17 protein-coding genes and 2 pseudogenes are annotated in these 18,709 nt (G+C 68.5%); 8 read left to right on the forward strand and 11 right to left on the reverse strand.

The annotated features are described in order from the left end of the window. The first annotated feature begins 117 nt into the window (after window positions 1-117). Window positions 118-423, forward strand: coding sequence for a HalOD1 output domain-containing protein (locus tag HZS55_RS18115; RefSeq protein WP_179908965.1), 306 nt, complete (start codon window positions 118-120; stop codon window positions 421-423). Between the two features lie 51 nt (window positions 424-474). Here HZS55_RS18115 and malQ read toward each other — a convergent pair whose 3' ends face one another. Continuing rightward, window positions 475-1,965 (reverse strand): 4-alpha-glucanotransferase, encoded by a 1,491-nt coding sequence (malQ, locus tag HZS55_RS18120; protein WP_179908966.1) that lies wholly within the window; start codon window positions 1,963-1,965, stop codon window positions 475-477. Between the two features lie 223 nt (window positions 1,966-2,188). Here malQ and HZS55_RS22880 point away from each other — a divergent pair, with 223 nt between their 5' ends. Both HZS55_RS22880 and HZS55_RS18125 read left to right on the forward strand, forming a co-directional pair. Then, the gene (locus HZS55_RS22880) at window positions 2,189-2,311 is read left to right on the forward strand and encodes a hypothetical protein (protein WP_281372745.1); all 123 of its coding nucleotides are present in this window, start codon (window positions 2,189-2,191) and stop codon (window positions 2,309-2,311) included. A gap of 105 nt (window positions 2,312-2,416) precedes the next feature. After that, a complete protein-coding gene (locus HZS55_RS18125; protein WP_179908967.1) occupies window positions 2,417-3,469 on the forward strand; it encodes a glycosyltransferase family 4 protein in 1,053 nt (350 codons plus the stop codon). Between the two features lie 28 nt (window positions 3,470-3,497). On the opposite strand, the gene HZS55_RS18130 is transcribed toward HZS55_RS18125, so the two are convergent. Beyond that, a complete protein-coding gene (locus HZS55_RS18130) occupies window positions 3,498-3,833 on the reverse strand; it encodes a DUF7510 family protein (RefSeq protein WP_179908968.1) in 336 nt (111 codons plus the stop codon). A gap of 431 nt (window positions 3,834-4,264) precedes the next feature. Here HZS55_RS18130 and malA point away from each other — a divergent pair, with 431 nt between their 5' ends. From malA to HZS55_RS18145, 3 genes are all read left to right on the forward strand, one after another. Next, on the forward strand, window positions 4,265-6,292 hold the full coding sequence (malA, locus tag HZS55_RS18135) for an alpha-amylase MalA (protein ID WP_179908969.1): 2,028 nt from the start codon (window positions 4,265-4,267) through the stop codon (window positions 6,290-6,292). A gap of 155 nt (window positions 6,293-6,447) precedes the next feature. Then, window positions 6,448-10,980, forward strand: a complete 4,533-nt coding sequence (locus HZS55_RS18140) for a glycoside hydrolase family 15 protein (protein ID WP_179908970.1) — start codon at window positions 6,448-6,450, stop codon at window positions 10,978-10,980. Window positions 10,981-11,022: 42 nt separating this feature from the next. Further along, window positions 11,023-11,334 carry a hypothetical protein gene (locus HZS55_RS18145; RefSeq protein WP_179908971.1) on the forward strand — a complete coding sequence of 104 codons (312 nt, stop codon included), beginning with the start codon at window positions 11,023-11,025 and terminating at the stop codon, window positions 11,332-11,334. Between the two features lie 40 nt (window positions 11,335-11,374). Here HZS55_RS18145 and HZS55_RS18150 read toward each other — a convergent pair whose 3' ends face one another. The 3 genes from HZS55_RS18150 to HZS55_RS18160 all read right to left on the reverse strand — a co-directional run bounded on the left by HZS55_RS18150 (window position 11,375) and on the right by HZS55_RS18160 (window position 13,400). Next, complete coding sequence (locus HZS55_RS18150) at window positions 11,375-12,070, reverse strand: nitroreductase family protein (RefSeq protein ID WP_246308295.1); 696 nt, start codon at window positions 12,068-12,070, stop codon at window positions 11,375-11,377. 146 nt (window positions 12,071-12,216) lie between these two features. Then, window positions 12,217-13,059 carry a potassium channel family protein gene (locus HZS55_RS18155; protein ID WP_179908972.1) on the reverse strand — a complete coding sequence of 281 codons (843 nt, stop codon included), beginning with the start codon at window positions 13,057-13,059 and terminating at the stop codon, window positions 12,217-12,219. Between the two features lie 146 nt (window positions 13,060-13,205). Beyond that, complete coding sequence (locus HZS55_RS18160; RefSeq protein WP_006883975.1) at window positions 13,206-13,400, reverse strand: cold-shock protein; 195 nt, start codon at window positions 13,398-13,400, stop codon at window positions 13,206-13,208. Window positions 13,401-13,691: 291 nt separating this feature from the next. Here HZS55_RS18160 and HZS55_RS18165 point away from each other — a divergent pair, with 291 nt between their 5' ends. After that, window positions 13,692-14,321: a class I SAM-dependent methyltransferase gene (locus HZS55_RS18165; RefSeq protein ID WP_179908973.1), complete on the forward strand. Its 630-nt coding sequence runs from the start codon at window positions 13,692-13,694 to the stop codon at window positions 14,319-14,321. A gap of 28 nt (window positions 14,322-14,349) precedes the next feature. Here HZS55_RS18165 and HZS55_RS18170 read toward each other — a convergent pair. The 6 genes and pseudogenes from HZS55_RS18170 to HZS55_RS18195 form a co-directional block, all read right to left on the reverse strand. Continuing rightward, window positions 14,350-14,592, reverse strand: a pseudogene (locus HZS55_RS18170) (type II toxin-antitoxin system PemK/MazF family toxin); the annotation flags it as partial. 87 nt (window positions 14,593-14,679) lie between these two features. Then, complete coding sequence (locus tag HZS55_RS18175; protein WP_179908974.1) at window positions 14,680-15,033, reverse strand: MarR family transcriptional regulator; 354 nt, start codon at window positions 15,031-15,033, stop codon at window positions 14,680-14,682. A 763-nt stretch (window positions 15,034-15,796) separates the two neighbouring features. Beyond that, window positions 15,797-16,291, reverse strand: a complete 495-nt coding sequence (locus tag HZS55_RS18180) for a hypothetical protein (protein WP_179908975.1) — start codon at window positions 16,289-16,291, stop codon at window positions 15,797-15,799. Next, the gene (locus HZS55_RS18185; RefSeq protein ID WP_179908976.1) at window positions 16,284-16,958 is read right to left on the reverse strand and encodes a nucleotidyltransferase domain-containing protein; all 675 of its coding nucleotides are present in this window, start codon (window positions 16,956-16,958) and stop codon (window positions 16,284-16,286) included. Before HZS55_RS18185 ends, HZS55_RS18180 begins: the two co-directional genes overlap by 8 nt. Window positions 16,959-17,209: 251 nt before the next feature. Further along, a pseudogene (locus tag HZS55_RS23055) lies at window positions 17,210-17,680 on the reverse strand (nucleic acid-binding protein). Further along, window positions 17,677-17,928: a hypothetical protein gene (locus tag HZS55_RS18195; protein WP_179911919.1), complete on the reverse strand. Its 252-nt coding sequence runs from the start codon at window positions 17,926-17,928 to the stop codon at window positions 17,677-17,679. The pseudogene HZS55_RS23055 and the gene HZS55_RS18195 overlap by 4 nt, the downstream one beginning before the upstream one ends. A gap of 357 nt (window positions 17,929-18,285) precedes the next feature. Between HZS55_RS18195 and HZS55_RS18200 the strand changes: the two genes are divergently transcribed. Continuing rightward, on the forward strand, window positions 18,286-18,570 hold the full coding sequence (locus tag HZS55_RS18200; RefSeq protein WP_179908977.1) for a hypothetical protein: 285 nt from the start codon (window positions 18,286-18,288) through the stop codon (window positions 18,568-18,570). Window positions 18,571-18,709: the final 139 nt, after the last annotated feature.

Consider the following 18,709-nt stretch of genomic DNA (forward strand, 5'->3'; position numbering starts at 1 on the left):
CGGCACTCAGTTCGGGAGCGGCCGATACGGAGCGGGCACGCGTCGGGACCGTATCCGATCGGGCGCCGCAGTGAACTCGCAAGCAGCGTTATCACCGTCGGTAGAATCCACGCGCCCATGGAAGACGACTGCCGTACGACCGTGCTCTCGGTGCTCGAAACCGTCGCCGCCGCCGAACGGGTCGACCCCGTCGACCTCCCGCCGCTGTCGGAAACCCTCGATCCCGAGGCGCTGAACCGTCTGTTCGAGCCGCTGGCCGGCGACCGAGTCCCGGCGACGGTCGAGTTCGAGTACTGCGGGTACGAGGTCCGGGTGGACGGGTCGGGCGCCGTGACCGCCGAGTCGGTCGGGCCCGCCGCGGTCGCGGCCGCCACCGCGGCGTCGGCCGGTGCGGACACGAGCGAGGAACCGCTCGCCGATTGAGCGTCGCCGTGTCGGCCGAGCGACGCCGCCGTCCGCCCGAAGGGCAGTCCGCTACCGAAGCGTCGCCGCGGTGACGCCCGCGAGTTCGTCGGCCACCGCGGGGTCCAGTCGGTCGGCGGTGACCCGCCAGCGCCAGTTCCCCTCGGCGGTGCCGGGGACGTTGAACCGCGCCTCGCTCCCGAGTTCGAGCAGATCGGGGACAGTCGTCAGCGCCAGCGCCGCGTCGGAGTCCCAGACGGCCTCGATCAGGTCCCAGGCGATCCGCTCGCCGTCGGTCGCCAGCGCGTAGTGGAGACAGTCGCGCTGCTCGGCGGACAGCGACTCGTACCAGCCGACGGCCGTGTCGGTGTCGTGGGTCGAGGTGTATCCGACGGACTGGCGGGGATAGGTCGCAGGTTTGTACCGGTCGGTCTCGGCGCACCAGTCGGCGTAGTGGGGGACCCGCATCCCGGGGAACTCCAGGCGGTCCCGCAGTGCCACCACGCTCTCGTCGAGAAAGCCCAGGTCCTCGACGACGAACGGGAGCCCGCCCAGGTCCGCGCGCATCGCCTCGAAGAACCCGTCGGCCGGACCGGGCCGCCACTCGCCGGCGGCGGGGTCGTCGGCGTCGGCGGGGATCGCCCAGTACTCGTCGAACGCTTTGAAGTGGTCGATGCGGGCCAGGTCGACCAGGTCGAGCAGCCGCGAGAGCCGCCGGCGCCACCACTCGTAATCGGTCTCGCGCAGGCGGTCCCAGTCGTAGACGGGGTTCCCCCAGCGCTGGCCGTCGTCGCCCGGGTTCGGCGGGACGCCCGCGACGGCCGTCGGGCGGCCGTCGTCGTCGAGCTGGAAGGCGTCCTGGTCGGCCCACACGTCAGCGGAATCGAGCGCGACGTAGATGGGGAGGTCGCCGACGAGTTCGACTCCTCGGTCGGCCGCCGCCGCGCGCAGCTCGCGCCACTGGGCGTCGAAGACCCACTGGACGAACGCGTGGTACTCGACGGCTTCGGCGTGATTCTCGCGGGCGGCCGCCAGCGCGTCCGCGTCGCGGCGGGCCAGGTCGACGGGCCAGTCGGTCCACGCCGCGCCGCCGTGGGCCTCGCTCAGCGCCGCGTACAGCGCGTAGTCGGCCAGCCACGCCGACTCGCGCTCGCGGAACGCCGCGAAGTCCGCGCGCTCGTCCTCGGAGGCCGCCGCGGCGAAGCGCTCGTAGGCCGTCCGCAGTCGGTCGCGCACGAACGGCGCGACGACTTCGTAGTTCACGCTCCCGGCCTCGGCGCCCTCGGGACCGTCGAGGTCGGCGTCGTCGAGATACCCCCGGTCGGCGAGGTCGACCAGGTCGACCAGCAGCGGGTTGCCGGCGAACGCCGACGACGAGCCGTACGGCGAGTGCCCGTAGGCGGCCGAGGTCGGGCCGACCGGGCAGAACTGCCACAGCGACTGGTCGGCCCGGTCGAGGAAGTCGAGGAACTCCCGCGCCCCCGCACCGAGGTCGCCGACCCCGTGGGGACCCGGCAGCGAGGTGAGGTGCAGAAACACGCCGCTCCGGCGCTCCTGTTGCATGGACTCGCCTTGACTCCGCGACGATTTCAAACGTCCGGCTACGACCGGCCCCGTTCGGTCGTCCCGACGGACCCGCGTCCGCCCGTCGCCCGCGAACTACCGACCGGATCCCGACGGTACGTAGCACGACTGTCGGATCAGTACTAGGACGTATTAGAACACAATAGTCCATAAATCCTATACAATGTGAAATTTTATTATCCACTGGGGCGTAGAACTGGACATGAGTCGATACCCCCGTCGGGGTCGGAACGAGCGATTGAACTGCGCGTCCTGCGATTCGCCGGTCGTGAAGGCGGACAACGCGTACGTCTGCGTCGACTGCGGCGCCTCGCCCGACGAGTGACCGACTTCGCGGTCGGGAGAAGCAGTCGATAGACCGACGTGTCGACGCGGCAGGCGGTGTCGCGGCCGAACCGGTAAAGTGGAGGTGCTACGAAGGGGCTGTCAGATGGTACCACGCGTTCTCATGCTCGGGTGGGGGTTCCCGCCGAACGTCAGCGGCGGCCTCGACACGGCGGTCGGCGAACTCGTCGACAGGTTCGACGCCCGGGACGACGTCGAGGTCGAACTCGTCCTCCCGGCGGAGTACGCGCCGGAGGGCCGCGAGAACATCCACGGCGTCCCGACCGGCGACGGCGACGTAAGCACCAGGATCAACCGCCTCGCCGGCGAGTTCGTCGACTACGCCGCCGACGCCGACGTCGTCCACACCCACGACTGGTTCGGCTACGGCCCGGGGTCGCGCGCCCAGGCGACTCACGACGCCGAGTGGGTGACGACGTTCCACTCGCTGACGACCGACCGGAACCGCCAGCCGCCCGACCGCGAGGTCGAGACCGAACAGCGGATCGTCGACCGCGCGGACCACCTGGTCGCCGTCAGCGACCTCGTCCGCCGGAACATCGTCCACGAGTACGGCGGCGACGCCCGCGTCATCCACAACGGCTTCTCGTCGGTCGAACCCACCGGTCGCGACCTGAAGACCGAACTCGACATCGACGGCCCGATGCTCTTCTTCGTCGGTCGCCACACCGACCAGAAGGGGCTCTCCCACCTCGTCTACGCCCTGTCGAAGCTCCGCCGCCCGGACGCGACGCTCGTCCTCGGCGGCACGGGCCACCTCACCGACCAGCTGAAGGAGTTCGTCGACCTGCTCGGCCTCGGCGACCAGGTCGAGTTCGTCGGCTACGTCCCCGAGCCGGAGCTGGGCGACTACTACGCCTCCGCGGATCTGTTCGTCTCGCCGTCGCTGGCCGAACCGTTCGGGATCACGATCGTCGAGGCGCTGTCTGTCGGCACGCGCGTCGTCGCCAGCGAGTCCGGCGCCGCCGAGGTGCTCCCCGACGACTGCGTCGTCGAGGTCGAGACCGACTCCGACTCCATCGCCGACGGCATCGACGAGGCGCTGGCCGCCGACACGCCCCTGGAGTACGAGGCCCGGACCTGGGAGACGGTCGCCGACGAACACGTCGCATTCTACGAGGAGATCGTAGCGGAGTAGCGCTCGCCCCCGGTCGACCGACCTCGACTCACCGCAGCAGTCGCACGTCCGTCACCGGTTCGGGGTGGACGATGCGGAACCCGTCTGCGGTCGGCGACCGCCCGAGCGTCGCCGGCGCCCGGCGGCTGGACCCGTACGGGCTGTCGTCGGCGATGCCCTCGTAGGGGTTGTCGCCGCCGGTCGGTCGGTAGGGCGTCGCCTCGCCGTCGTCCTCGGAGGGTTCGGGCGGCAGATAGATCCGCTCGCCCGACGCCGACCGGACGACCGTCGCCACCCGGCGCTGGCCCGACACCTCGATGGTCGTCCGCCCGTCCTCGACGTCGATATCGACCGAGACCGGTCCCTCGGCGTTCGCCCCGCTCATGCCCCAATCGCGGGCCGAGAGCGACTTAACTGTTGGCGTCGGTGCGGAACCGGCGTTCGAGACGGGTGCGGGGACGGTGGTGACGACGCCAGCGGTGCGGTCGGCGCGCGCTGTCGCGGCCTCGTGGCGCGACGTAGTCGCGCGAGGGACGAGTAGCGCAGCGTGCGAGCAGCGAGGGACCGGAGCTCCCTCGGGCCATGCGGGCGACCCGAGCGTCGCCCGCAGACATCGCGAGAGGGGGGGAGGGACGAGGCCGTCTGCGGTCGCTGTGCGGAGCGGGTTCGGTCCTGGCGGACTGAACGGGCGAGCGGGCCGAGGGCGTTCAGCGTCCGTAGTCGAATGCGGTCGGTCCGGATCGGGGCGGTTCACACATCGTCGACAGAATCGCGCGCACCGCAAACCCGAAGGCACAGACGCGTGCAGGTAGGGGCATGCACCACCCGGGACCGCCGCGGTTCGTAGCCGTCGGCGACGAGGTCGAACTCGCGCCGCGCGATCCGGACCCGGCGGCGACCTACGCCTGGACGGTCGCGGCCGCGCCCGCGGACTCGACGGCGGCGCTGGGAGACGAGCCGGTCGAGTACTTCCACCCCGACGAACCGGGGCACTACGTCGTCGCGCTGGACGCGCCCGACGGGCGTCACGAACTGACCGTCCGCGCGTTCCCCGGCGGGCTCGCGCCCGCGTCGGAGGCCCCCTCGTACCCTCGGTCGGGCGCGACGGAGACGACGGCCGACGAGGCCGCCGCCGGCGCCAGCGGCGACGCCGACGACGGATCGGGCCGAGCGGACGAACGAGACGACGCGCCCGCCGACCCCGACGGCGGCGGCCGACCGCGACTCACCCTCTCGGCGACCGTCACCGAGGAGGCCGTCGTCGTCGAGGTCGACCCGCGGCCCCACCCCGACGGGAGCGAGACGGCCGCGGATCTGGACGTGGCGTTCCTGCTGGACGACCGCGACGATATCGACCGCGAGGACGTTCGGATCGCCGGCGGCGAGCTGGCGATTCCGCTCGCCGCCATCGCCGACCGCGCGAGGGTCCACGCCGTCGCCGTCGGTCGCCACGGCTACAGCGTCCCCGACGCGGTCGATATCCGTCGCGGGGACGACGACGCGCCGGCGAGCGGCGACGCGGACGCCGTCGAGATCCACCGCCCCTACGACCCGCCGGCGTGGGCCGAGGACGCGGTCATCTACGAGGTCTACGTGCGGACGTTCCCCGGGCAGGGAGACGACGCCGCGGCGGAGGGCGGGGTCTTCGACGCGATCCGCGAGCGACTCGACTACGTCGAGGGGCTGGGCGTCGACACGCTGTGGCTGACGCCGGTGCTGGCGAACGACGACGCGCCCCACGGCTACAACGTCACGGACTTCTTCGCGCTCGCGGCGGATCTGGGGACGCGCGAGGGGTACGAGCGGCTGGTCGAGGCGGCCCACGACCGGGGCATGCGCGTGCTGTTCGACCTGGTCTGCAACCACTCCGCGCGGGCCCACCCCTACTACCAGGCGGCGGTGTCGGACCCGGGGAGCGAGTATCGCGACTGGTACGAGTGGCGCGGCCCGGGCGACCCCGAGACGTACTTCGACTGGGAGCTGATCGCCAACTTCGACTTCTCGCACCTGCCGGTCCGCAGACATCTCCTCGACGCGGTCGACGAGTGGGCGCCGCTGGTCGACGGCTTCCGCTGCGACATGGCGTGGGCGGTCCCCGATTCGTTCTGGCGGGAGGTCCACGACCGGTTGAAGGCCCGCGACGCCGACTTCCTGCTGCTCGACGAGACCATCCCGTACATCCCCGACTACCAGGCGGGCCTGTTCGACGTCCACTTCGACTCGACGACCTACGCCGCGCTCCGGCGGGTGGGCAACGGCGAGCCGGCCGAGGCGGTGCTGGACGCCGTCGAGGACCGCGCCCGGTCGGGCTTTCCCGACCACGCCGGGTTCATGCTCTACGCCGAGAACCACGACGAGACGCGCTACCTCGTCGAGTGCGGCCGCCCCGCGGCGGAGGCGGCGCTGGGCGCGCTCTTTACCCTCCCCGGCGCGCCGCTGGTCTACGCGGGCCAGGAGTTCGGCCAGCGCGGCAAGCGCGACGACCTCGCCTGGGCCCACGCCGACGAGTCGCTGCGCGAGCACGTCCGCCGGCTGGCCGCGCTCCGGCGCGAGCGGCCCGCGCTGTCGAGCGCCGCGGCGCTCGACCGCGTCGACTACGACGTTCGGGAGGGGTGGGACGACCGGGTAGTCGCGTTCCGGCGGCGGGTCGACGCGCCGACGGGAGCAGCCGGGGGCGAGCAATCGGGCGATACCGTCGTCGTCCTGAACTTCGGCGCGGAGCCGGCGACGGTCGCCGTCGACGCCGCGGCGGGCGAGACCGACCTCCTGACCGGCGACCCGGTCGGGACGACCGAGGGGCTCCGGGTCGACAGCGTCGCCGTCCTGCCGGCGGACCGGTCGTGAACGCGGCGCTGGCGACCGGAGTCCGTTCGCCCGCCGTCCGGACGTGCCGGGGGCGGTCCGTGGCGTCGCGGTCCGTCGATCCCCGTCCCGTGTGAGCACGTGGCAACGCCTGCGGGCGAGGCGGGATTTATATGCGGAACGGGCGTGGTGACGGTATGCGGCTGACGACGGCGCTCGACGAGTACAAACGGGCACGCGGCGAGCGCTTCCCGGAGGAGACGAGGACGGTCGGCGGCGCCTTCTCGGGCCACGGCGACCGGCTGGTCCACGTGGACCCGAACGGGTCGCTGCGCGACTACTCCGCGCCGCTCTCGGGGTTACACGGGATCGACCGCTCGAAGCTGGGTGTCCGGACGCCCAAGGGGACCCACTGGTTCGCCGACCTGGAGACCATCCGCCAGCACTACTACCGCGACACGCGGCTCGTCGAGACCGAGTACGACGCCGGCTCGTTCACCGTCCACCAGTACGACCTGACGCTCGGCCGGGCCCACGTCACGCACGTCGAACTCAGGGGTGCGGTTCCGCAGGACGCGCGCCTCGTCGCCTTCCTCACGATGGCGCCGGAGGGCGAGGAAGCGGGGGTCGGCGCGCTGGTCCACGAGGACAGCGGACCCGCGGAGGCCAGCGTGCTGGAGGTCTTCCACCGGACGGAACACGACTACCTGACGGCCTCGACGGGTATCGGCGGGGTGCGCGGCCAGCGGCCCGAGCGCTTCGCCGAGATCCTCGACGACGACCCGGTCGACTTCCCGCGCGGGGAGGGCGAACGCGCCTACGACCAGACGCGGATGACCGGCGACTTCGTCGTGACCGCTCCGCTCGAACGGGAGGGTCGGAGCAACCGGACGACGCTCGTCACGCAGCTCTCGGACCACCGCGAGATCGACAGAGGCGGGGCACTGGCGGACCTGCGCGCCTGCGCGGAGGGCCACGCGAGCGCGGACGAACTGCGCGCCGCGGCCCGCGACCGGACGACCGTCGACGTGCCCGAGTCGACGCCGCGCTCGGAACTGGTGCGGGCGGACCTTCGGGTGGCGGACCTGCTCGAAGGGCCGACCGGCGCGCGGATCGCGGCCCCGGAGTTCGACCCGTTTCACGCCAACTCCGGCGGCTACGGCTACGTCTGGTTCCGCGACGACGCCGAGGTGGCCCGTCACGTCCTCGCCGCGGGCGACCGCCTCGACCTCCCCGTGGGCGGGCTCGTCGAACGGGCCGCTCGCTTCCACTGCGACGCCCAGCTACCCGACGGGACCTGGCCCCACCGCGTGTGGGCGAGCGACGGCTCGCTCGCGCCCGGGTGGGCCAACGCGAACGTCGAGCGCGACGACGACTCCGTCGAGTACCAGGCCGACCAGACCGCGTCGGTCACCGCCTTCCTCGCGACGCTGCTCCGCGAGCGCCGCGGCGGCCTCGACGACGACCTGACCGTCTCGATCCGCGAGACCGTCGCCGAGAGCGTCGACGCGCTCACCCGGACCGTCGGCGACGACGGCCTGCCCGACCCCTGCCAGAACGTCTGGGAGGACGCCACCGGCCGGTTCACCCACACCGCGGCGACGTACGTCCAGGCGTTCGCCGCGGTCGCGCGAGCGCCGGTCGGCCGCCAGCTCGCCGAGCGTGCGCTGGGGGCCGCCGAGGCGGTCCTCGACGGCCTCGACGAGGTCTACGACGCCGAGCGCGGCGCCTACCCGATGCGACTGGTCGACGGCGAGCCCGACGGCCGGCTCGACGCGGCGACGCTGTCGCTCGCCGAGGCGGTCGCGGCCTACGACGGGATTCCGGAGACGACGCTGGACGACGAGCGGCTCGACCGCGTGGCCGAGCACGTGGCGACGACGCTGGACGGGCTGTTCCGCAACCCGTCCGGGAGCGGACTCGCGGGGCTGGTCCGCTACGAGGGCGACGACTGGCGGACCGCCGACCAGGACCGCGAGAAGGTGTGGTCGGCGACGACGGGGATGGGCGCCGTCGCCGCCGCCGAGGTCGGCGTCCTCCTGAACGAGCGCGGCCGGTCGGGCGACGCGTACCTCGACCGCGCGGCGGACCTGTACGAGCTGCTCGGCGAGGACGGCCCGCTGACGACCGACGCGGGCTATCTCGCCGAGCAGGCGTTCGACGACGGCGACCTGGACTGCGCGACGCCGCTGGGCTGGTCGCACGCGCTGCGGCTGCGCGCGACCGCCACGCTGGACGCGGAGGCGGCGCTGCCCGCCCGCACCTCCGACATCGAGGGGCCGACCGACCGGATGCGGTGGACGACCGGCGAGAAGTACGGCCTCGGCACCGCCGCCGACCACGACGCCGCCGACCCCTCGCGGGTCTGGTTCACGCTCACCGAGGGCGCGATGACGGAGGTGCGGTTCCCGCAGGTCGACCTGATGAACCTCCGCACGCTCGATTTCCTCGTCAACGACCGCGCGGACGACGAGTACACGATCCGGACGCACAACGAGTCCCGGGTCAGCGACGACACCGTCGAGCGCCGTGTCGAGCCGGTGGCCGACGACGCGCTGCTCTTTCGGCACGTGTTCACGGAGGCGGGCGACGGTCGCGGTCACGAGTGGGAGCTCACCGTCGAGTACGCGGCCGACCCCGACCACGACGCGGTGCTGGCCGACGTGGCGTTCGCGGCCGCCGACGGCAACGACTACGAGGTGTTCGCCGTCGCGGACACGGCGCTGGTCAACAGCGCGAGGGCCGACCGCGGCCTGCGACTTGGCGAACCCGGCTCCCACCACCTCGTCGCCCGCGACCCGACGGCCTACACCGGCGACACGGAGGAGCCGTTCCTCGTCGACGAGGACGGCGAGGGCTACTCGGTCGCGATGGCGATGGCCGCCCGCGACCGCTTCGAGTGGGCGACCGTCGGCGCCGCCGGCAGCGAGCCGTTGCGCGCGCTGTTCACCGACGGCGTCCTCCCCGACCCGCGCGACGCCGTCGACAACCAGAGCGTCGTCCTCGTCGGCCGCCTCGGCACGGGCGGGGCCGTCGACTCCGAACTCGCGCTCGGGTTCGCCCGCGCGGCCGACACTGCCGCCGCGCTCGGCGAGGCCGACGGCGCCCTGGAGCGCGGGTTCGAGACCGTCCGGGCCGAGTACGCCGACACCTGGGCCGACTTCCTCGCCGACCGCTCGCTGCCCGAGGCGGTCGCCAACGACCGCGACCTGGCCGCCCAGTACCGAACCGCCCTGATGAGCCTCTACGCCGTCGAGGACAAGACCTACGCCGGCGCCTCTATCGCCTCCCCCTCGGTCCCGTGGGGCGAGGCGGTCTCCGCCGACGAGCCGAAGGGCTACGGCTACAACTTCGTCTGGTCCCGCGATCTGTACCAGGTGTTCACCGTCTTCGAAACCGTCGGCGAGCTGGACGTGGCCGCCGAACAGCTGGCGTACATCTACGAGTACCAGCAGGACGAGGACGGCTTCATCCCGCAGAACACCTACGTCAACGGCATCACCCGCTGGGGCGGCGAGCAGATGGACAACATCTCCTACCCTGCCGTGATGGCCTACCACCTCGCCGAGCGCGGCCTCGGCTTCGACGAGGTCGACTACGACTACGAGCACGTCCGCCGCTCGGCCGACTACGTCGCCCGCAACGGCCCCGAGAGCGCCCAGGAGCGCTGGGAGGAGGAGTCGGGCTACTCCCCCTCCTCGATCGCCGCCGAGATCGCCGGGCTGGCCTGCGCCGGCAAGCTCGCGGTCGACGCCGGTCACGAGGCCGACGCGCTGGTCTGGACGGCCCTGGCCGACCAGTGGGTCAACAACGTCGAGGACTGGACGGCCACCGAGACCGGCACCGAGCGCCACGAGCACACCCCCTACTACGTCCGGGTGACCCGCGACGGCGACCCCGAGGCCGGCCACCTGCGGACGCTCGCCAACGCCGGCCCGACGCTGGACGAACGGGACATCATCGACGGCGGCTTCCTCGATCTGGTCCGCCTGGGGATCAAACCCGCCGACGACGAGGTGATCCGCAACTCCGTCGCCGAGGTCGACGACACGATCAAGGTCGACGCCGGCGCCGCCCCGGGCTTCTACCGCTACAACGGCGACGGCTACGGCGAGCGCGAACGCGGCGACGTGGGCGGCCCGTGGTCGGTCGAACACAAGGGGAAGGGTCGGCTCTGGCCGCTGCTGACCGGCGAGCGCGGCGAGTACGAGTTGCACCTCGACGACCCCGATCCGGCGCCCGAGGACTGTCTGCGCGCGATGCAGGAGTTCGCCAACTCCGGGCGGATGATCGCAGAGCAGGTGTGGGACCGCGAGCACGCCACCGACTACGACTGGGCGTTCGGCGAGGGGACCGGCTCGGCGACGCCGCTGGCGTGGTCGATGGCTCAGTACGTCCGCCTCGCCCACGGCGTCAGCGCCGGCGAGCCGGTCGAGACGCCCGCCGTCGTCCGTGAGCGCTACCGCGACGAGCGGCTCCACGAACCCGACCGCAGCCCCGCGCTCCGGGTCGACACGGAGTTCCGCGGCGACCGGCTCGTCGTCTCCGGCGAGACGACCGGCGAACGCGTCGCCGTCAAGACCCCGGTCGAGGGGGTCGTCCTCGAACCAGAGGGCACCGAGTTCGAGACGACCGTCGGCATCGAGCGCGGCGAGAACCAGGTGATCGTCGCCGCCGGCGCCGCCGACGTGGAGACCTCGGGCACGACCGTCCGCCGGCTACAGCTGTAGCGGCCCGTCGGACTTTTCCCCCGTCCCCGGCATCGACGGTACATGAGCGACGAGCGCGACCCCGAGGCGACCCTCGACGAGTGGAAGGAGACGATGCGGGCCGAACACGCCGAGGCCATCGCGAACCCCGACCCCGACGAGGACCACCGCATCGAGGGCGTCACGCAGGTCTCCCACCGAGCCACCTTCGAGTACGACCCCGACGCCGACTCGCTGGAGCGCGACGGGATCGAGCAGGTCGACGAGCTGACCGAACCCGAACTGCTGTCGTGCGACTGCGGCGTCCGCGGGATGACGATCGAGGAGGCACGCGAACACGTGCGAGCGGCCCGCGAACAATCCGGCCAGGAGTGAGCGGCCGCTCGCGAACCCGCTCTCGGCGCGCGGGGACTGACTACTCCTCGTCCTCGAACCGGCCCTCGAAGACGATCTCGTCGAGGGGCCTGCGGCCCTTGGGAACCTCCCGGTCGCGGAGGTCCTCGGGCAGCGTCTCGGGGTCGGCGCGGTGGCCGACCGCGACCATCGCCTCCACCTCGAACTCGTCGGGCAGATCCACCAGCTCCGCGGCGGCCTCGTGGTCGAAGCCGCCGATGGGGTGGGTCGCCAGCCGCCGCCGGGTGGCCTCCAGCGCGAGGTTCTGCCAGGCCGCGCCCGTGTCGAACGAGTGGCTGCCGACCGGCTCGCCGTTGTAGTCGGACGTGGTCTTCGAGACGACGACCAGCAGCGCGCCCGCGTCGGCCGCCCACGTCCGGTTGCCCTCGGCCAGCAGGTCCAGGTAGGACTCCCACGCCTCGTCGTCGCGCTCCGCGTAGACGAACCGCCAGTGCTGGTTGTTTCGCGAGGAGGGGGCCCAGCGGGCGGCCTCAAACAGCGCGAGCAGGTCCGCCTCGGCCACCGGCTCGCCCGTCATCGCCCGCGGCGACCACCGGTTGACGAAGACGGGCGCCACGTCGTGGTCCGGGTCGCGATGCTCGGCGACCTCCGGCGTGAACTCGGTCAGCGGCGACCGCTCCGCGGCCACCGCCTCGCCGCCGTCCGCGGCTGTCTCCTCGCCGTCGATCCCGTCGGAACCGCTCGAAGCGTCGGTCATCTCGTCTGAACCGTCGTCCTGTGTCCGGATAAGTATCAGCTATCGGACGTGGAACCCCGTTGGACGGACCGAACCGAGTTACGAGTCGCATCCAGGTAACGATATGCAACCGATCGGCCGGCCGCGTTCCCGCGGCCGCTCGCCGGTCACCTCTCGTCGGACTCGTACTCCTGGTAGACGACGTGGCCACAGGCCTTGCAGTGGGAGGCGTCGGGGTCGTGGCCGGTGAGCCCGCAGTCGTGGCAGGTCGTCGGCACCTTGTCGTCGCTGGTCCACGCCCTGACGATCTTGCTGGCCTGCCAGGGGATGAGGATGATAGCCGCGAGGACGCTGATAACGGTCACCCAGCGGCCCGGACGCGTAACGGGAACGATGTCGCCGAAGCCGACCGTCGACAGGGTGATCACCACGTAGTAGAACGCGTCGCCGAAGTGTTCGACGCCCGGATTGGCGCGGGTCTCGGCGGCGTAGAACAGGCCAGCCGAGACGAACAGGACGACCAACACCGTCAGCAGGAGCTTCGTCGCCCGCAGCGCGCCGCCGGAGACGGAGCCGAAGAAAAACTCCTCGTCGCGGGTGAACCGGTAGAACCGCAACACTCGAACCACCCGGAGCACCCGAAGGAACCCGGCGTTCAGCGCGACTGCCGGCACCGGGTAGAGGATCACGAGGACGGTCGGGAGCACCGACAGCAGGTCGACGACCGTGTACGGGTTGAGGAACTCCGACAGGCGGTCGCGGGCCCCGTAGATCCGGAGGACGTACTCCATCGTGAACACCCCCGCGATGGCGACCTCCAGATCCCAGAGGCGCGCCCGCGTCGCTGGCTCCAGGGAGTACGTCTGGGCGACGAAGACGGCGATGAACACCAGATTCAGCGCGAGCAGTCCGATATCGATCGCCTTCCCCAGCGGCGTCCGATGGTCGAGCAGGTAGAAGCGGACCCGTTCGCGGGCGCCGTCGGGGACGCGAGCGCTCTGGCTGCTCATATCCGTCCCTGTCGCCGGTCGGTTAAGAAACACGCCGCTGCGCGACGAGAGAGCGGACCGCCGCGACGAGCGCAGTCGCTCAACGTGTGGTCGTCGGTAGAATCGAGATGCGTCCGGTCGCCGTCAGGCGACGGTACGAACCTCAGTTAGGCGCGGACGACGTTCGTCGCGCGCGGGCCCTTGGGGGCGTCCTCGATCTCGAAGTCTATCTCGGTCCCTTCCGTCAGATCCTCGCCGCCAACGTCCTCCATGTGGAAGAATACGTCGTCGTCAGAGTCCTCGGTGTCGATGAAACCGTAACCGCCAGTGTCGTTGAAGAAGTCAACCTTTCCGTTTGCCATTGCGAGTGAACGAACGCCGAGTACACGGTTAAGCATTCCGTATCTGTTTTCCAATTTCGCGATATAGTGGAATTTATCTCCCGTGAGTGGGAGAAATTGGACGAACTACCACAACCTCCGGATCGTGTTCGGATCGTGGCCGATACGACACAACACGGCCGGCTTTCTCCGGGATCCTCGGTTATCTCTGTGTGATACGTCCGCGTGGAGCGCTCTCACGCGGCGGAGACCGCCACGGAGTCGGGACGGACGGCCCGACGGGACTATACGTCCGGCGCCCGGCGTGTCCGTGTGGATTCTCACGACGTTCGGCGCCAGTGGGCCGACCGCACCGGCGAGTACTCGCCGGCGTACTACGCCCACTACGGCCCCGACGAGACGAGCGAGTCGGTCCGCGAGATCCTCCGCGACCGCGTCGGCCGCGACGCGGCCGTCCTGGAACTGGGCTGTAGCTCCGGGCGTCACCTCTCGCACCTGTTCGACGACGGCTTCACCGAACTCTCGGGGGTCGAACTCAACGAGGACGCCTTCGACGTGATGGCCGAACACTACCCCGACCTGTGGGAGGCGGGCACCTTCCACGCCGACGCCATCGAGGACGTGGTCGGCGACTTCGACGACGGCGCCTTCGACGCCGTCTACTCCGTCGAGACGCTCCAGCACGTCCACCCCGACGCCGAGTGGGTGTTCGAAGAGATCGCCCGGATCACCGACGACACCCTCGTCACCGCCGAGATCGAGGACGACGCCGCGGACGCCGAACGCGAGGAGCGCGAGGACGACCCCGACGTGAACTTCGTCCGCGACGAGTTCCCGCTGTACTACCGCGACTGGAGCGAAGTCTTCGGCGATCTGGGCTTCGAACAGGTCGAACGGCGCGACGTCAAGCGCGACACGATCCGGGCGTTCCGCGCCCGGTGAGGACAAATCGGGACACGATATCGGTCGCTCAGAGTACGGCCGTGAGTTCGCGGATCGATCCAGCGACGGCCCGCATCGTCTCCTCGTCGGCCTGTGCGACGCGTTTCCCGATCTCCGCGCCCGGAAAGACGTGCAGCGACCACGGGCTCACGTAACTCGGGTACGTCTTCAGTTCGCCTTCCGCGAGCGAGTCCTCCGTCAGTTCGACTGCCGCGTCCCGTTCGGTCGAGGTGACGACCGCGACGGTGTAGCGGTCGCCGAAGAACGGTCGGTTCCGATTCGAGACGACGAGTACGGCCGGACCCCGCTCTTGAACGTCGCCGGCGCGAGGACGACGCTGCCCTGCGCGTAGGCCATCCTACGCGTTTTCCCCGAGGTCGGGTACCTCGGCGGCCCACCCGTCGTCTTCGCCGTACGCGCCGTCGCCGTACTCCGTCTCGATCTCTCGGAGACTCACCGCGTTCGCTATCCGCGAAGCCGCGACATCGTCGGCGACCGCCCAGTGGGAATCGACCTTGCGGACGAGTCCGTCGTCAGCCAGGCGCGAGAGGGTCTTGTGGACGCTCGAATGGGGGACCTCCATGAGGTCCGCCAGCTCCTTCGGGCTGAATCCCATGTCCGGATGTTCCAGTAGCACCGACAGCAGTTCGTGAGCGTTCGTCCCGGGCTTGACGGGCGGAGCTCCGTCCCCGTCGTCTATCCTAATCGGCATCTTGTCCACGTATGTCGGGCTATATCTGTTCCCGTGTTAAATATTGCTTCGAGAACGGGTGTGGCTCCGTCGGGTAGAGTTCGTCGGGGTGACGGACGGACCATCGCTCGACGAATCGGATTCCCGGAAGGTCTCGGCCTCGTTACTCATGATTTCTTACTGTGGTACTACAGTTCCCACAATCCGCTATTGTATCTGAAAAACCTAGAATCTAATGGAAGCTGCTCCAAAGTGATTGAAATCTCTGTTAGATGGGGGGTTCTACACCTTGTTTCAAAATGAAAGTTACGCGCCGGTAGCTGCTGTATTGTCCGCAGATTCGAGTATGTATTCGTTTTGAAAGTTGTATTCTTCTAGGATTCTGTCGTTGGCGCTTGTCTGTTCGAATGTTTCCTGTATCTGTTCTACTGCTCCGTCCTGTACTTGTATATTTTCTACATTTTCCCCAATCTGTGTAGTTGTCCTGACATGCAGGGTGTGAAGTAAGCCCTCTTACGTTTTCGATAATGCTGGTCTTAGCTTCTTTTGTTGAGCCCTTCCATTCCAGGGTTTTGGAAGTCTCTGCCTAGGAAGAACCAGTACTTGTTGATTGCTGCATCCTTTGGCTGAGTTGGTCGAAGCTTGTCTGGTTGGCGGCCGATTCGATACCAGGGTGGTTCCTAACGGGTTTTCCGCTTCACTGTTGAGGAGTTGGAGGTCGCAGATAATTGCTCCACCTTCCTGGAGTTGGTCGAACTCGTCGAGCACAACCACGCTCGACGAATCAGTCGCCGCTGCAGATGCACTCGTGGCTCCGACTGGCGAGCTGGAGAATGTGGCGGTGAATTTGTTCGGCCAGATCGACCATCAGTCTCGCGTTTTCCTCCGTTCCGACGCCCTCTCTGTAGTACGTGCGGGAACGGTTGTTCTCCCACAACTGGACCAGTTTCTCCTTGAAGTCGGTGCCGTACAGCGCGGCGTTTTCACCGAGTTCGTAGACTTTCCTGTGGTCGACGAACTCGCCGTCCCGGATGTACCCGTTTTCGCGGAGGTAGAACTGGATACTGCGTTCGATCGAAGCAAACGAGGCCTCGATTATCACGGTGTAGTAGCCGTTCTGCTTTTGGAGAGAGCGTACGGTCTCCAGCATCCGACAGGACTTCCTGAGCTGTAGAAGCGCGGGATCGTCTACCTCCAGTCCGGTTTCGGGTCTGCCCGACCCGATCCGGAACTCCGCCAGTACGGCATCTAACGTGTCCTCTATCGAGCTATTATCCATCCAGAATCACCTGTCGTAGCTCCGCGAGTCGGTCGGTAGAGTAGAGGGTGACCGCCTCCGAAACGATCTCTTGGAGTTTCTCTCCGTACTGTTCGGCGGTTTCGACCGATTCGACCAGTACCTGAAACTCGTACCGCTCTCCACCGAACGTCGATCCCTCCACCTCCCGTTTCACGTCCTCTATCTCTCTGCGTGACTGCAGCAGGTCGTCCGCTACGATCACCTGGATGTCGATGTCGCTGGTTCGGTCTGCCTCTCCCCGGGCGACGCTTCCGAAAAGCAGGATGCCGACGAGATTGCCCCCTTGTTCCTCCGCTACCCTGTCAGTGAAGGCCTTTACCGGGTCCCGGAACTCTTCCTGCGGAATTTCCGCGATAGGATCGTCGGGTTTCCGGAGCCGGCCGCGGTTTATCGACGTGAGTCTCCTGTTGCCGTCTCTCCGGGTCCGGGTCAGGTCGAGTTGACCGAGCACATCGAGCGCCGTATCGACAGTTTGGGCACCGTGCCCGGTCAGTTCCCGAAGTTGGCGGACGCCGAACTCCTCGTGTGGATTCCGGTAGAGCAGTTCCAGGATGTCGTCAGTCGCCTGGTTCCGGAACACCCGCTCTTCGCCTAGTGGGACGGGTACCAGAACACCGGCCGCATTTCGGTCAACTTCGCTGTCCACGGTCAACATTACTGACCGATCTTCATATAGATTATCCTGAACCGAACCGTCCCCTCCTGTCCCGACTCCGCGACGGCTCGCCCGCTCCAAACGGCTTTGTTTCCGCAACTCACCGACCTAACACTCCGGATATGGACGTCCGATCGACAACTCTCACATATTTGGTCCGAAAAACGTGGCCTCGGCAGTCACGACTCACAACCTATCCATAGTGAATGTGATTAGCGCGCCTATAGAGTCCGTTTGTTCCGTTACTGCTCGTCCAACATCCGGATTCCGCGCTCCACGACTGCCTCGGTCACGAAGAGACTCGTCTCACGCTGGAGTGCTCGCATACGGGATGCCGAGTCGTCTCTATCGAGCAATCCGCGGCCGTAACCGAGCGCGATGACGCCGATAGAACCGCGTACTTCGACACCCGCGTCGGATGCCGCTTCTCAGGCGGCGAGGTCGTCGGTTAGGAGGACGATTCCCCGCTCGTCTGCAATCGCAAGCGCAGCGCGTTCTCCGGCATCCAGTTCTTCATCCCCGATTCGACTTTCGTCGACTTCGACAAGTTCGTACGAGAGGTCGGCCAACCCGTCCGGAATACCACCGGCGTCGACTTCCTCGTAAACCGTCTCTGGAATGAGGAGCGTATCAAACGTCGAGAAGAGTTCGAGCGAATCGATTTCAGTGAGGTGAATGAGCGGCCCCGCATCAGAAACAGCCGCGAGTGTCACGCGTTCAAGCCCCAGTCGACGTCTTCCTCGACGACCTCACGTTCCTGCTCTACCCGCTCGACCTTCGACCGACCGACACGTCCGATTGCGTCTTCGCGGTCGAGTTCGCCGTCGAGGTACCGCGCGAGAACGAGGTGTTCCCACAGGTCTTCGAGGCCGCGTTCGAGTGCCCGTTCGAACACTTCGGACTCCGGAAGGCCCCGAGCCTCGGCGATTTCTCGAACCCGGTCGGAAATTTCAGCGGCCATATCGTGTGATTGCTCGGCAACGTTCATAAATCCGTGTCTGCTCCTCGGTGGGCATCTGACCGGGGCCTATGTCTACCGTGGCCATAGCCAGATGGCCCAGAGACACCATCTACCGTCAAAAATGGAGGCCTCGGCACTCATAGGGGTCGTCACCGCCGGGTCGTCAGGCCGGCTCGGAACCGCGGGTCGTCATCGGCCGGCCGGACGTACGCGGTCACGCGGCAAGTCGGTTTCCACCGCGAGTTGAGCGGCCGTCGGTCCGTCATCGCGGAGTAACTGCGCGTTTCGACGCGTAAGACCGGCTTGTCTGGGCTACCCGGCGGCTAACTAAGCCCGTGCCGTCGCAAGGGAGTCTGCATGGAAACTCAAGACCAACAGCAGGAAGCGGTACGAGCCGCCGAAGACACCGGAACGGACCCGGCAGTGATCCTCGCGGCGGGGTCGGTCGTACTGTCGTGGTTCTTCTTCTACGCGCGCGGCGACAAGCAACAGGGCCTGTTCGTCGGGCTCTGGCCGCCGACGATCCTCGCGTTCGCGAGCTACTTCGAGCAGACGAAGATGAGCGACATGGTCGAGCGCGCGACCGGTCGCGACACCCTCGTCGGCCGCGTCGAGCGGATGGTCCAGAGCCGCGCGGAGTAGCGACCTCGCGGCGGAGCGGCCTCGAACCGACACCTCAGCCGACCGCCCCGGTACTGTCAGGCTTCCGGGCGGCCGACGTTTTTTCGAGGCCGGTCCGGCCGAGCGGTGCGACTGCTCGGCCGGTGTCCGGTCCGCATCC

The sequence above is a fragment of the Halosimplex rubrum genome, assembly GCF_013415885.1.
GTDB lineage: Archaea > Halobacteriota > Halobacteria > Halobacteriales > Haloarculaceae > Halosimplex > Halosimplex rubrum.

What these genes read in the sequence shown, in the direction of transcription:
- HZS55_RS18115 (WP_179908965.1), top strand. Translation starts at nt 118, where the DNA reads ATGGAAGACGACTGCCGTACGACCGTGCTCTCGGTGCTCGAAACCGTC.
- malQ (WP_179908966.1), bottom strand. Translation starts at nt 1,965, where the DNA reads ATGCAACAGGAGCGCCGGAGCGGCGTGTTTCTGCACCTCACCTCGCTG.
- HZS55_RS22880 (WP_281372745.1), top strand. Translation starts at nt 2,189, where the DNA reads ATGAGTCGATACCCCCGTCGGGGTCGGAACGAGCGATTGAACTGCGCG.
- HZS55_RS18125 (WP_179908967.1), top strand. Translation starts at nt 2,417, where the DNA reads ATGGTACCACGCGTTCTCATGCTCGGGTGGGGGTTCCCGCCGAACGTC.
- HZS55_RS18130 (WP_179908968.1), bottom strand. Translation starts at nt 3,833, where the DNA reads ATGAGCGGGGCGAACGCCGAGGGACCGGTCTCGGTCGATATCGACGTC.
- malA (WP_179908969.1), top strand. Translation starts at nt 4,265, where the DNA reads ATGCACCACCCGGGACCGCCGCGGTTCGTAGCCGTCGGCGACGAGGTC.
- HZS55_RS18140 (WP_179908970.1), top strand. Translation starts at nt 6,448, where the DNA reads ATGCGGCTGACGACGGCGCTCGACGAGTACAAACGGGCACGCGGCGAG.
- HZS55_RS18145 (WP_179908971.1), top strand. Translation starts at nt 11,023, where the DNA reads ATGAGCGACGAGCGCGACCCCGAGGCGACCCTCGACGAGTGGAAGGAG.
- HZS55_RS18150 (WP_246308295.1), bottom strand. Translation starts at nt 12,070, where the DNA reads ATGACCGACGCTTCGAGCGGTTCCGACGGGATCGACGGCGAGGAGACA.
- HZS55_RS18155 (WP_179908972.1), bottom strand. Translation starts at nt 13,059, where the DNA reads ATGAGCAGCCAGAGCGCTCGCGTCCCCGACGGCGCCCGCGAACGGGTC.
- HZS55_RS18160 (WP_006883975.1), bottom strand. Translation starts at nt 13,400, where the DNA reads ATGGCAAACGGAAAGGTTGACTTCTTCAACGACACTGGCGGTTACGGT.
- HZS55_RS18175 (WP_179908974.1), bottom strand. Translation starts at nt 15,033, where the DNA reads ATGCCGATTAGGATAGACGACGGGGACGGAGCTCCGCCCGTCAAGCCC.
- HZS55_RS18180 (WP_179908975.1), bottom strand. Translation starts at nt 16,291, where the DNA reads ATGGATAATAGCTCGATAGAGGACACGTTAGATGCCGTACTGGCGGAG.
- HZS55_RS18195 (WP_179911919.1), bottom strand. Translation starts at nt 17,928, where the DNA reads ATGGCCGCTGAAATTTCCGACCGGGTTCGAGAAATCGCCGAGGCTCGG.
- HZS55_RS18200 (WP_179908977.1), top strand. Translation starts at nt 18,286, where the DNA reads ATGGAAACTCAAGACCAACAGCAGGAAGCGGTACGAGCCGCCGAAGAC.